Consider the following 12,725-nt stretch of genomic DNA (forward strand, 5'->3'; position numbering starts at 1 on the left):
CGATCAGCTGAGCCTTGAATTCTACAACAGTTTTAAAGACCCTGTCAACTTTAAGTTTCTCGCCGCTTTCTCAGTGATTAAACTGTTTCAGCAGCGCAGCCTTGCATTGTAGCCCGGTTTTTTAACCGGTTTTGGCAAGCAAGGCCAACTTTTTCCGTTTCGCTTTGAGCCTGCCGTTGCCGGTAGCGCTGTGTTCGAAGCGGAGTGCAAATGTAGCACAGGGATGAACGCCTGACCACGCTTTTTCATCATTTTTTCATTTTCCCGCCCTCCGCTCACCAGGAAAAAAGCCGGCGCCCTGCGGGCGCCGGCTTTTGCAGGGGCAGGAACGCCGTTATTCAATGGCCTTGACCATGTCTTCGACCACCTTCTTGGCGTCACCGAAGACCATCATGGTCTTGTCCATATAGAACAGCTCGTTGTCCAGGCCCGCATAGCCCGAGGCCATGCTGCGCTTGTTCACGATCACGGTCTTGGCTTTATAGGCCTCGAGAATCGGCATGCCGTAGATCGCACTGCCTTTGACATGGGCCGCGGGATTGACCACATCGTTGGCCCCCAGAATGATGGCGACATCGGCCTGGCCGAACTCGCCGTTGATGTCTTCCATCTCGAACACCTGGTCATAAGGCACTTCGGCTTCGGCAAGCAGCACATTCATGTGGCCCGGCATGCGGCCGGCGACAGGGTGGATCGCGTACTTGACGGTGATGCCCCGGTCGGTGAGCTTCTGCGCGAGTTCCTTGACCGCATGCTGGGCGCGTGCCACCGCCAGGCCGTAGCCTGGAACGATGACCACGGTTTCGGCATTGCCCAGTACAAAGGCGGCATCATCGGCGCTGCCCGACTTGACCGGGCGTTGCTCTTTGGCGCCCCCCGAGGCGGTGACTGCCTGCGCGCCGAAGCCGCCCAGCAGCACGCTGAAGAACGAACGGTTCATCGCCTTGCACATGATGTAGCTCAGGATGGCGCCCGAGCTGCCGACCAGCGAGCCGGCGATGATCAGCATGCTGTTGTTGAGCGAGAAGCCTATGCCGGCCGCCGCCCAGCCCGAGTAGCTGTTGAGCATGGACACCACGACCGGCATGTCGGCGCCGCCGATGGGAATGATGATCAGCACGCCCATGACGAAGGCCAGCGCCAGCATCGCGAAGAATGCGGTCCAGCTTTCGGTGGCGACGAACAGCAGGCCCAGTCCCAGCGTCAGCAGCCCCAGCGCCAGGTTGAGCCAGTGCTGGCCCGCGAACTGCACCGGCGCGCCCTGGAACAGGCGGAACTTGTACTTGCCCGAAAGCTTGCCGAACGCGATCACCGAGCCGCTGAATGTGATGGCGCCAATCGCCGCGCCCAGGAACAGTTCGAGTCGGTTGCCGTAGGGAATGGCCGGAACCACCATGCCTTCGAACACCACCGAGCCCGCGGGCGTGTTCGCGCCAAGAATGGCGGCCACGGGCGCCGCCGTGATGCCGAAGGCCCAGGGCTCGGCGACGGCCGCGACGCCGATGAACACCGCCGCCAGGCCGATCATGCTGTGCATGAACGCCACGAGTTCGGGCATCTTGGTCATTTCCACGCGCTGCGCCATCAGCGTGCCGGCAGTTCCGCCGACCAGCAGGCCCAGCAGCACCCAGCCCAGCCCGATGACGGCGCCGCCGGCGAGCTGCACGATCAGCGCCGCAGTCGTCAGCACGGCGATCAGCATGCCGGTCATGCCGAACACATTGCCGCGAATCGACGTCGTCGGGTGCGACAGCCCCTTGAGCGCCTGAATGAAGCAGACGCTGGCCACCAGATAGAGCAGCGTGACGAGGTTCATGCTCATTGGGCGCCCCCTTCGTTCTTCTCTGCGCTTGCAGCGGCAGGCTTGCGTTCCTTCTTCTTGAACATTTCTAGCATGCGGCGCGTGACGAGAAAGCCGCCGAACACATTGACCGCGGCCAGCGCCACGGCCAGCACGCCCATGGTCTTGCCCAGCGTGGTTTCGGTCAGCGCGGCAGCGAGCATGGCGCCGACGATCACGATCGCGGAGATCGCATTGGTCACGGCCATCAGCGGCGTGTGCAGCGCGGGGGTGACGGTCCAGACCACGTGGTAGCCGACATAGATGGCCAGCACAAAGATGATGAGATTGATCAGCGTCGGGGAGACAGCGTCCATGGAACCTCCAGGTCAGCGAAGAGGATGCAAAAGGAATGGGGGACTGCGTTCAGGCGCTGCGCCGCAGCTGGCCCTGGTGCGCCATCAGGCAGGCGGCGACGATGTCGTCCTCGAGATCGACATGCAGCCCGCCTTCGGGCGTCAGGACCAGCTTGAGGAAGTCGAGCACATTGCGCGCATACAGCGCCGAGGCATCGGCCGCGACCAGCGCCGGCAGATTGGTCTCGCCTATCAGCAGCACGCCATGCTTGAGAACGGTCTGGTCGGCTTCGGTCAGCGGGCAGTTGCCGCCCTGCGCCGCGGCCAGATCGACGATGACCGAGCCGGGCTTCATGGCCTGCACCATTTCCGGCGTGACCAGCACCGGCGCCGCGCGCCCGGGAATCAAGGCGGTGGTGATGACGATGTCGGCCTGGGCCACGCGCTTGGCGACTTCGACTTTCTGGCGCTCCAGCCAGCTCGCGGGCATGGGCCGCGCATAACCGCCCACGCCTTCGGCGGCCTCGCGTTCCTCTACGGTTTCGTAGGGCACTTCAATGAACTTGGCACCCAGCGACTCGACCTGCTCCTTGACGCTGGGGCGCACATCGGACGCCTCGATGACCGCGCCCAGGCGCTTGGCCGTGGCGATCGCCTGCAGTCCGGCGACGCCCACGCCCAGCACCACCACGCGCGCCGCCTTGACGGTGCCGGCGGCGGTCATCAGCATGGGGAAGAAGCGCTGATAAGCATTGGCCGCGATCATCACCGCCTTGTAGCCTGCGATGTTGGCCTGGGAAGACAGCACGTCCATGCTTTGCGCGCGCGTGGTGCGCGGCGCGGCTTCGAGCGCATAGGCGGTCACGCCCGCCGTCGCCAGCCGCTGCAGGCCGGAAGAATCGAAGGGGTTGAGCATGCCGACCAACGTGGTGCCGGCGCGCAGCCAGGGAGTTTCCGCTTCGGTCGGGCCGCGCACCTTGAGCAGCAGGTCGGCCTGCCAGGCGCCGGCGGCATCGCTGATCTCGGCGCCGGCTGCGACATAGGCTTCATCGGTCACGCTGGCGGCAAGGCCTGCCCCCGATTCGATGCGCAACTGATGGCCTAGGGCCTTGAGTTTCTTGACTGTCTCCGGGGTCACGGCAACGCGGGCTTCACCCGCCACCGTCTCGCTGGGTACACCTATCAGCATCGGTCGTCCTCTCAAGTTGGCTTTTTTCAACGCCGCGCCAGCCTGATTGCCAGCGTGCGCCTTGTCTTCCATCTTCTTGCGGGAGCAGTGCGAAGTGCCGACAGGGCCTGAGCCCTGGTCCGAACACTGCGCCGCGCCATCTTACCCGGCGGCCCGGGCGCAGCTGGCGCGCAGGCGTCAGCGCGGCGCTTTCATCAGATGGCGCGCGAGCGCGTCGAACGCCGGCAGCGTGGTCGGATCGTTCGCCGAATTGCTGGCCACGGGGTGGGACGCATAGCGCGCGATGACCACGGAAGCCTGCGGATTCACATAGATGCGCTGGCCGTGCACGCCGCGCGCCATGAACGCCCCATCGGTCTGGTGCGTGACCCACCACATGTTGCGATAGCTCCAGCCGGGCAGCAGCTCGTAGCCGGCCTTGGCGAAAGCCGCGCGGTCGCCGCCGCGGCGGATATCGTCGACCACGGACTTGGGAATGATCTGCTGACCCTGGAAGCGGCCGTTGTTGCGCAGCAGCTCGCCAAAGCGCGCCAGATCGCGCAGGCCGGTGTTGAGCCCGCCGCCCGCGAACGGCGTGCCCGTAGAGTCGACGGAGATATAGGCGTCCTGCTCGGCGCCCAGGCGGCTCCAGATGCGCTCGGACAGCAGCTGGGCGACATTGCGCCCGGTGGCGCGCGCGATGATCCAGCCCAGCACGTCCGAGTTCACGGTCTTGTAGCCAAAGGCGGCGCCATGCTCGCCCTGGGGCTTCACCGTCTGCAGGTATTCATAGTAGCTGCGCGGGCCCTGGTAATCCTTGGGCTTGGGCAGGGGGTTGCCGGCCTGGGAGAAGGCCCAGACTTCGGCGTTCGGGTCGGCATAGTCTTCGCTGTACTGCAGGCCGGTGGTCATGTCGAGCACCTGGCGCACGGTGGCATTGCCGAAGGCCGACGCCGCCAGCTCGGGCACATAGTCGGCGACGCGCTTGTCGGCATCGATCTTGCCTTCGGCCACCAGCGTCGCGCCCAGCGTGCCGGTGACCGATTTGGTGACCGACATCGCGCCATGCTGGCCGCGCTCGTCGAGCGCGCCGAAATAGCGCTCGTAGACGATGCGACCATGGTGCAGCACCACGATGCCGTCGGTGTAATTGGCTGCGAGCGAGTTGGCCCAGGTCATCGGCGCCTGAGCGCCCAGCGGCACGAAGCGCAGGCCGTCGATGTCCTTGCGCAGCGCGCGCGGCAGGGGCACGGGTGCGCCCGTGCCGCGCGAGATGTTCATTGTCGGCATCAGCTCGCGAAAATGCGCGACGCTCCAGCGCATCGCCGGAAACTGGAAGTAGCTGCCGTCTTCGAAGCGCAGCTGCCTATCGGGCGGCGGCGGCGAGCCCACCATCCAGCCAAGCTTGACCGGGTCGCTGGCGGCCGCGTCCGGCGGCGCGGGCGGCGCCGCTTGCACGCTGCTGGCCGCGGCCAGCGCCAGCAGGGCGGCGGCGGTAATCGGGGAAACAAGATGGCGCATGGGGACGTCCTTTCGATGGGAATGCAAAAGGCGTCGATCGCGAGGGCCACGCCCTCCCCAGTGTCGGCAACATGGACCTCATCGGTCAATAGCCGCGCCTGACTCCCCCGAGCGCTGCAGAATGCTGATCTGGCCATCGGCCTCCAGAAACGCGAACTTCAAATCCTTGCGATCACAGTCTGCCTCGCGCAGCGTGCGCTCCAGATCGCACAGCGGCACATGGTGTTTTCTGAGCACGTCCTCGAAGATTTCGCCATCGCGCCCTATCAACACCGGCCGCCCTTCGACCCACTGCTGAACGCGTGTGCTGCGCGCCGAAATCGCCGCCACCAGCACATTGAGTGCAATCAGCGTTGCAGCCGAGAGCAGACCGCCGCCCACCGAGTTTTCATCGCCGGCCAACCCGTTCGAGACCGACTCACTGAGCAGCATCACCACCAGCAGATCGAACGGCGTGAACTGCCCTACGGTACGGCGGCCCGAAAGCCGCACCAGCACCAGCAACGCGAGGTAGACAACGCTTGCGCGCAACGGCAGCTCCCACCAGGGGCCTTGCAACTCGAACATACATATCTCCAGAAGGACCCGCGTTTGACGAAACAGGGACCGGAATGCGCGCGCGGCACATGACCCCTATCCAATCAAGCACTTTGGTGAACTGCGCCCGACCTCGATGTAGGACGCCAGCCTCCGCGAAGTAAGCCAGGTTCCTGACCTGCATCCGGCGCGACCTGCTCGAGAATGGTTCAACCCTTATCGCGCCTCAGTCAACACGAAAGCAGTCCCATGCCAGAACAGATCATCGAGCCGCCGGACGGCACGGACGCCCTGGGCTCCATGCCTTCGACCAACAGTCCTTCGTATGCGACCCACTCGGGTCTGCAGACCGCTTTCGACCATTTCGCTTCGCGCGTCACGCGCTGGGCAGGCTCGCCCACCATGTTCTGCCTGGCGCTGGGCGTGGTGCTGGTATGGGCGCTCACCGGGCCGGCGTTCAACTACTCGGAAAACTGGCAACTGGTCATCAACACGCTGACGACCATCGTGACATTTCTGATGGTCTTCCTGATACAGCAAAGCCAGAACAAGGACAGCGTGGCCGTGCACCTCAAGCTCAACGAGCTGCTCGCGGCGAACCGCCATGCGAGCAACCGCATGATTGGCATCGAAGACCTCGACGAGCAGGATCTGCGTGAAGTCGCCGACTTCTACACCCGCCTCGCCGACCGCGCCAAGCAGGGCGGCAGCGACAGGAGAGCCTATTCGATAGACGACGAAGGCATGCCGGAACGGCTCGATCGCACGAGCTAGCGGCAAACCACGGGTTGCGCCAGCGGCAGGCGGCGCTATAAAACATGTAATTTTTCTATATTAAAACGATTTTATTATTTCGGTTTCGGATGACTTGACTCTAGTCTGCAGGCTCTTGCCCATCGGAAAGAGTCCATGTCTTCCTTGCCGTTCTCTCCCACGGTCCCTGCGGGAGCCACCGTCCACTGCGCACAGCGCGCCCGGCCCGCGCCGCGGCGGCTGGGCCTTGGCGCCCTGGTCGCGATCTCTTGGCTCGCGCCCGCCTTGCTGGTACTCATCTGGGAACTCGCGGCACGCGCGGGCCAGGTATCGCCCCAGGTGCTGCCCGCGCCCAGCAAGATCGCCAATACGGCCTGGGACCTGATACAGCAAGGCCGGCTGATCAGCGACCTGTTCACCAGCCTGCTGCGCGCCGCGACCGGCTTCGTCATCGGCGGCAGCATAGGCTTCTTGCTGGGCACGGCGGTCGGCTTCTCGCGGCTGGCCGAAGCCCTGCTGGACCGCAGCATCCAGATGGTGCGCGCCGTTCCCTTTCTGGCGGTGCTGCCGCTGGTCATCGTCTGGTTCGGCGTCGACGAAGGCGGCAAGATCTTCCTGGTGTCGCTGGGCGTGATGTTTCCCATCTACATCAACACGGTGCTGGGCATACGCCAGGTCGACCCCAAGCTGCTGGAGCTGGGCAAGGTCACGGGCCTGAACAATCGGCAACTCATACGCCGCATCGTTCTGCCCGGCGCCCTGCCCTCCATTCTCGCGGGCGTGCGCTATGCGCTCGCGGTCGCCTGGCTCGCGCTGGTCGTGGCCGAAACCATTGCCACCAGTTCGGGCATAGGCTTTCTGGCCATGGACGCGCGCGAATTCCTGCGCACCGATGTGATCGTGCTGACCATCATGATTTATGCGGCCATCGGCGTGCTGTCGGATGCCGTCGCCCGCCTGCTCGAGCGCCGGCTGCTGGCCTGGCATCCCAACTATGCCGCGGGAGGCCGCCGATGAACGCCGCTGATATTGCCGTGGATGTTCACGGTCTGCGCCGACGCTATGGCGAGCGCACCGTGATCGACGGCCTGGATCTGCGCATTCGCCGCGGCGAGTTCGTCGTGCTGCTGGGCGAAAGCGGCTGCGGCAAGACCACGCTGCTGCGCGCGCTGGCCGGACTCGACGCCGTGGACGGCGGCCGCATCGACGGCCCGCGCCAGCCCGCGGTGGTGTTCCAGGAACACCGGCTGCTGCCCTGGGATTCGCTGTGGCGCAACGTGGCGCTGGGTCTCGATGACGCCACGGGCCGGCCGCTGGCCGAAGCCGCGCTGGCCGAAGTGGGCCTGGGCGACCGGCTCGATGACTGGCCGCGCAATCTTTCGGGCGGCCAGGCCCAGCGCGTGGCGCTGGCCAGGGCGCTGGTGCGCGAGCCGCGCCTGCTGCTGCTCGATGAACCTTTCGCCGCGCTCGACGCGCTCACGCGCATCCGCATGCAAGGCCTGGTCAAGCAACTGGTCGCGCGCCACCGCCCCGGCGTGCTGCTCGTGACCCACGACGTGGACGAAGCCGTGGCGCTGGGCGACCGGGTGCTGGTGATGCGCGCCGGCGCCATCGCCAGCGAATACGCGGTGTCGCCCGAGGCCGGCACGCACCGCGCCCATCCCGATGCCGTCGCCCTGCGCGAACGCCTGCTCGGCGAGCTGGGCGTGGAGTCGCACGCGCTGGCCGCGGCCTGAATTTCCTTTCTTTCACCTGGACCACCATGCCCTTCGACGCTTCATTTTCCCCTTCCCGCCGCAGCCTGGTACAGGCCGCATTGATCGGTGCCGGCGCCGCGGCGGTGCTGCCGGCCCATGCCCAGGGCACGGCGCGCAAGCCCGGCCGCACGACCGACACCGTGCGCCTGGGCTGGGGACGCGGCGGCCTGCCGCTGCTGGCCAAGGTGCGCGGCGACTTCGAGAAGCAACTGGCGCGCGACGGCATCAAGGTCGAATGGATCGGCCCGTTTCCCAACCATGCGCCGTCGCTGCAGGCCGTCACCGGCGGCAGCGCCGACTTCGGTTTTGGCGGCAGCACCACGCCCGCGCTGGCCGCGATGCTCGCCGGCTCGCCGCTGGTGTTCACGCAGTTCGCCGTGGTCGAGCCGCGCAGCACGGCGATCATCGCCAAGGACGGCTCGGGCATAGACAAGGTCAGCGATCTGGTGGGCAAGTCGGTCGCGGTCAACCGCTCGGGCCTGGGCGAATTCCTGCTGGTGGCGGCGCTCGAAAAGCACGGCATAGACCGCAGCAAGGTGAAGTTCGTCTACCTCAATCCGCCCGACGCGGGCCCGGCGTTCTCGCAGGGAAAGATCGATGCCTGGTCGATGTGGAGCCCGGCGGTGGACATCGCGCGCTCCGAGTACAAGGCCCACGATGTGTTCTTCGAAGGGCGTGATCTCGACTTCCTGATCGACTTCAACTCCTTTGTCACCACGCGGCGTTTCTCCGAAGAGAACGCCGAGATCGTGCGCGCGGTGAACGCGGCCTACGCCGCCGAGGCCAAGTGGGCCGGAGCCCATCCGCTCGAAGCCGAGACCCTGGCCCAGAAGGAGGCCGGCTACAGCGACGCGGTGCGCGACCAGCAGGCCAGCTACAAGCGCCGCTGGGAAATCTACGGCGTGCAGGACGCCGCTTTCCTGCAGAAATTCCAGAAAGCCGCCGACTGGCTTTCGGACCGCAAGATCCTGCCGCAAAAAGTGGCCGTCAAAGACCACCTCGCACGCCTGTGACCCCGAACCCGGAGACTTCCATGAACGACCGCAATCCATCCCGCCGCCGCCTTCTGCATGCCGGCGCGGCCCTGGCCGCGACGGCCGCGCTGCCGCTGACTGCGCTGGCCCAGGCCGCGCCAGACTTGCGCAAGGTCACGCTGCGCGTGGGCGACCAGACCGGCGCCTCGCAAGGCCTGCTGCGCGCGGCCGGCTTGCTGGGCGACGTGCCCTACAAGATCGAATGGTCCAACTACGCGGCCGCCGTCAATCTGCACGAAGCCCTCAAGGCCGATGCCACCGACATAGGCAGCGCCAACGACTCGCCGACCGTGAGCGCGATCGCGGGCGGATCGCGCATATTGGCCGTTGCGAGCTGGACCAACGGCGGCAAGGGCACGTCGCTGCTGGTGCGCAAGAACAGCGACATCAAGTCGATCGCCGATCTGCGCGGCAAGACCATTTCGCCGACCACGCGCGGCAGCGTGGCGCATTTCACGACCGTGGGCGTGCTGAAGGAAGCCGGCATTGCGCTCGATGACGTCAAGCTGGCATTCCTGTCGCCCACCGACGCCAGCGCGGCCTTCGGCGCGGGCAGCATCGATGCCTGGGCGATCTGGGGCATCTTTCGTGCGCGCACCGTGGGCGCGCTGGGCGCACGCGTGCTGCACGACGGCGTGGGCATCAACAGCGGGCAATCGGTGCTCAGCGCCACGCGCACCGCGGTCGCCGATCCGGGCAAGCGCGCGGCCATCGCGCATTACGCCCGGCTGACCGACAAGGCCTATGAATGGGCGCGCGCCAATCCAGAGGCCTACATCGCCTGGTACGCGGCCTTCAGCAAGCAGGACAAGTCGGTCGTGGCGTCGCTGCATGAAGAAAACTCGGCGTACAAGCGCGTGCCCGTGGACGACACCTTTGTCGCGCGGCTGCAGCGCACCCATGCCGTATGGCTGGAGACCGGCGTGCTGCGTGGCCCCATCGACTTCAATCAATACGTCTACCGCGATCTGCCCATCGCCAGCCTCGCATGAGCGCGCTCGATCTGAACCTGGCGCGCCCGGCCACGCTGCGCGATCACGCTCCGGCGGCGGTGCAGCGGCGCGCACCAGCCGAGGCCATAGAACTGCAGCGCATCGTTCCCACCTCGACGCTGCGCCGCGGCGTGCCGCGCATCGTGCGCCGCGCGACCGGGCCCGTGCTGCTGGTGGCCATCTGGTATGTGCTGTCGGTGACCGGCATGCTGCCTTCGGAAGTGCTGGCCGGGCCGCAGACCGTGCTGTCTTCGGCCGCGGCGCTCTGGTCTTCGGGCGAACTGCCCGATGCCATTCTCATTTCGCTGCAGCGCACGCTGCTGGGCCTGGCCATAGGCGGCAGCATAGGCATCGTGCTCGCCGTGCTGTCGGGGCTCACGCGGCTGGGCGAAGACCTGATCGACTCGGTGCTGCAGATGCTGCGCACCGTGCCCAATGTCGCGCTGATTCCGCTGCTGATCATCTGGTTCGGCATAGGCGAGGAACCCAAGGTCGCGCTGATCGCGCTGGCCACGGCGTTTCCGCTGTACCTCAACGTCTACGCAGGCATTCGCAATGTGGACCAGGCGCTGGTGGAAGCCGGCCGCACCTTGAACCTTTCGCCGACAGCCATGGTGATTCACGTGGTGCTGCCCGGCGCGCTGCCCAATGCGCTGGTGGGCCTGCGCTATGCGCTCGCGGTGTCGTGGCTGGCCCTGGTGTTCGGCGAACAGATCAATGCCACGGCAGGCGTCGGCTACCTCATGAGCACGGCGCGCGAAATGTTCCAGACCGATGTGATCGTCGTCTGCCTGGTGGTCTATGCGCTGCTGGGCCTGGTCGTCGATCTGGTCGTGCGCGCGCTCGAGCGCCTGCTGCTGGCCTGGCGTCCGGCATTCATCGGAGCATGAACGCCATGAGCACATCGACTCCTGCCGTGCGCGTGCGCGGCCTCACGCGCCGCTTCGGCGAGCGCGCCGTGATCGACAACCTCGATCTCGATCTGCATGCCGGCGAATTCGTCGCGCTCATCGGCCGCTCGGGCTGCGGCAAGAGCACGCTGCTGCGCATCCTGGCCGACCTGGACCACGATATTTCGGGCAGCGTCGAAGTGCCGGTCAAGCGCGCCGTGGCGTTCCAGGCGCCGCGCCTCATGCCGTGGAAACGCGTGTGGCGCAATGTCGCCCTGGCCCTGCCCGGCCGGCCCGACCGCGGGCGCGCACTGGCCGCGCTCGAGGAAGTGGGCCTGAGCCACCGCGCCGACGTCTGGCCCAAGGTGCTTTCGGGCGGCGAGGCCCAGCGCGCGTCGCTGGCGCGCGCACTGGTGCGCGAGCCCGATCTGATGCTGCTCGACGAGCCGTTCGGCGCGCTCGATGCGCTGACGCGCGCCAAGGCGCAAGAACTGGTGAAGGTGCTGTGGCAGCGCCACCGCTGCGCCATCCTGCTCGTGACCCACGACGTGGAGGAGGCCTTGCTGCTCGCCGACCGCGTGCTGGTCATGGACGAAGGCGTGATACGCCATGAACTGCGCGTCGAACTGCCGCATCCGCGCGCCGTGGAGCATACCGACTTCAACGCCATGCGCGGCCAGCTGCTGGCCTGGCTGGGCGTGCGGCCCGCACCGGCCACCACCGCCGACATTCGCGAGGCCGCATATGCCTGAAGCCGCATCGCACGACCGCGCCGAACTCCAGACCGACGTGCTGGTGATAGGCGGCGGCATGGCCGGCGCCTGGGCCGCGATCGCCGCCGCGCGCGCGGGCGCGGCCGTGCTGCTGGTCGACAAGGGCTACTGCGGCACCAGCGGCGTCACGGCCACGGCCGGCCCGGGCCACTGGTGGGTCGCGCCCGAAGCGCGGGCCGAGGCCATTGCCGCGCGCAATCGGGGCGCAGCCGGCCTGGGCGATGCGCAATGGATGGCGGCGGTGATCGATCTCACCTGGCGCGTGCTGCCCACGCTGGCCAGCCACTACGACTTTCCGCGCGACGAAGCCGGCGCGCTGCAATACCGCGGTCTGCGCGGCCCCGAATATCTGGCCGCGCTGCGCCGCCTGGCGCTCGATCTGGGCGTGCGCATACTCGACCACTGGCCCGCGCTCGAACTGCTGCGCGCCAGCGACGGCGCGATCGCGGGCGCGCGCGGCGTGCAGCGCCAGCGCGGCAATGCCGCCTGGCAGATTCGCGCCGGCGCGGTGGTGCTGGCCACGGGCGGCACCAGCTTTCGCTCCCACCTGCTGGGCGCGCACAACAACACCGGCGACGGCTATCTGATGGGCGCCGAGGCCGGCGCCACGCTGTCGGGCATGGAGTTCACGGCCGCCTATACCGTGGCGCCGCTGCGCTCCAACATGACGCGCACCATGTCGTACGCCTACGGCAGCTACACCGATGCGGGCGGCCGGGCGCTGGATATTCCCGCCGGCCCCGACAACAGCCGTGCGCTCGCGCGCGCGCTGCTGCAGGGCCCGGTGTTCTGCCGCTTCGACCGCATGCCCGAACAGGTGCGGCAATGGCTGCCCACGATCTCGCCCAATGTGATGCTGCCGTTCGACCGCCGGGGCATCGACCCCTGGCGCGATCGCTTCGAAATCACGCTGCACACCGACGGCACCATTCGCGGCACGGGCGGCCTGCGCGTGACCGGCGCCGACTGCGGCGTGGGCGTGGCTGGCCTGTATGCGGCCGGCGACGCGGCCACGCGCGAACTCGTGGCCGGCGCCATTTCGGGCGGCGGCGCGCAGAACTCGGCCTGGGCGCTGTCGTCGGCCCACTGGGCGGCGCGCGCCGCGGCCGACTTCGCGCTGCGGCGCGGCCCCACCAGCACGGCGCTGCAGCCGCTGGGCCAGGC

The 12,725-nt window shown here is 67.1% G+C and carries 13 protein-coding genes; 8 read left to right on the forward strand and 5 right to left on the reverse strand.

The annotated features are described in order from the left end of the window. Window positions 1–334: 334 nt before the first annotated feature. The 5 genes from KHY18_RS25635 to KHY18_RS25655 all read right to left on the reverse strand — a co-directional run bounded on the left by KHY18_RS25635 (window position 335) and on the right by KHY18_RS25655 (window position 5,392). Complete coding sequence (locus tag KHY18_RS25635; RefSeq protein WP_213306869.1) at window positions 335–1,822, reverse strand: NAD(P)(+) transhydrogenase (Re/Si-specific) subunit beta; 1,488 nt, start codon at window positions 1,820–1,822, stop codon at window positions 335–337. After that, complete coding sequence (locus tag KHY18_RS25640; protein ID WP_213306871.1) at window positions 1,819–2,157, reverse strand: NAD(P) transhydrogenase subunit alpha part 2; 339 nt, start codon at window positions 2,155–2,157, stop codon at window positions 1,819–1,821. Before KHY18_RS25640 ends, KHY18_RS25635 begins: the two co-directional genes overlap by 4 nt. A 49-nt stretch (window positions 2,158–2,206) precedes the next feature. Further along, window positions 2,207–3,325, reverse strand: coding sequence for a Re/Si-specific NAD(P)(+) transhydrogenase subunit alpha (locus KHY18_RS25645; RefSeq protein WP_213306874.1), 1,119 nt, complete (start codon window positions 3,323–3,325; stop codon window positions 2,207–2,209). A 177-nt stretch (window positions 3,326–3,502) separates the two neighbouring features. Next, window positions 3,503–4,699 carry a serine hydrolase domain-containing protein gene (locus tag KHY18_RS25650; RefSeq protein WP_249729386.1) on the reverse strand — a complete coding sequence of 399 codons (1,197 nt, stop codon included), beginning with the start codon at window positions 4,697–4,699 and terminating at the stop codon, window positions 3,503–3,505. A 204-nt stretch (window positions 4,700–4,903) separates the two neighbouring features. Continuing rightward, window positions 4,904–5,392: a DUF421 domain-containing protein gene (locus KHY18_RS25655; protein WP_213306880.1), complete on the reverse strand. Its 489-nt coding sequence runs from the start codon at window positions 5,390–5,392 to the stop codon at window positions 4,904–4,906. Window positions 5,393–5,611: 219 nt separating this feature from the next. On the opposite strand from KHY18_RS25655, the gene KHY18_RS25660 reads away from it, so the two are divergent. The 8 genes from KHY18_RS25660 to KHY18_RS25695 form a co-directional block, all read left to right on the forward strand. Further along, complete coding sequence (locus KHY18_RS25660; protein WP_213306883.1) at window positions 5,612–6,136, forward strand: low affinity iron permease family protein; 525 nt, start codon at window positions 5,612–5,614, stop codon at window positions 6,134–6,136. 135 nt (window positions 6,137–6,271) lie between these two features. Beyond that, entirely contained in the window at window positions 6,272–7,132 is an 861-nt protein-coding gene (locus tag KHY18_RS25665) for an ABC transporter permease subunit (RefSeq protein WP_213306886.1), read from the forward strand. Next, window positions 7,129–7,851: an ABC transporter ATP-binding protein gene (locus tag KHY18_RS25670; protein WP_213306888.1), complete on the forward strand. Its 723-nt coding sequence runs from the start codon at window positions 7,129–7,131 to the stop codon at window positions 7,849–7,851. Before KHY18_RS25665 ends, KHY18_RS25670 begins: the two co-directional genes overlap by 4 nt. 26 nt (window positions 7,852–7,877) lie before the next feature. Next, window positions 7,878–8,885, forward strand: coding sequence for an NrtA/SsuA/CpmA family ABC transporter substrate-binding protein (locus KHY18_RS25675; protein ID WP_213306889.1), 1,008 nt, complete (start codon window positions 7,878–7,880; stop codon window positions 8,883–8,885). 20 nt (window positions 8,886–8,905) lie between these two features. After that, on the forward strand, window positions 8,906–9,898 hold the full coding sequence (locus tag KHY18_RS25680; RefSeq protein WP_213306891.1) for an ABC transporter substrate-binding protein: 993 nt from the start codon (window positions 8,906–8,908) through the stop codon (window positions 9,896–9,898). Further along, a complete protein-coding gene (locus tag KHY18_RS25685) occupies window positions 9,895–10,788 on the forward strand; it encodes an ABC transporter permease subunit (protein WP_213306893.1) in 894 nt (297 codons plus the stop codon). The genes KHY18_RS25680 and KHY18_RS25685 overlap by 4 nt, the downstream gene beginning before the upstream one ends. A gap of 5 nt (window positions 10,789–10,793) precedes the next feature. Then, window positions 10,794–11,540 (forward strand): ABC transporter ATP-binding protein, encoded by a 747-nt coding sequence (locus tag KHY18_RS25690; RefSeq protein WP_213306895.1) that lies wholly within the window; start codon window positions 10,794–10,796, stop codon window positions 11,538–11,540. Then, the coding region (locus KHY18_RS25695; RefSeq protein ID WP_213306897.1) for an FAD-dependent oxidoreductase at window positions 11,533–12,725 on the forward strand (1,193 nt) is incomplete at its 3' end. The genes KHY18_RS25690 and KHY18_RS25695, both read left to right, overlap by 8 nt.

This window comes from Acidovorax sp. CCYZU-2555, assembly GCF_018413525.1.
Taxonomy (GTDB): Bacteria; Pseudomonadota; Gammaproteobacteria; order Burkholderiales; family Burkholderiaceae_C; genus Comamonas.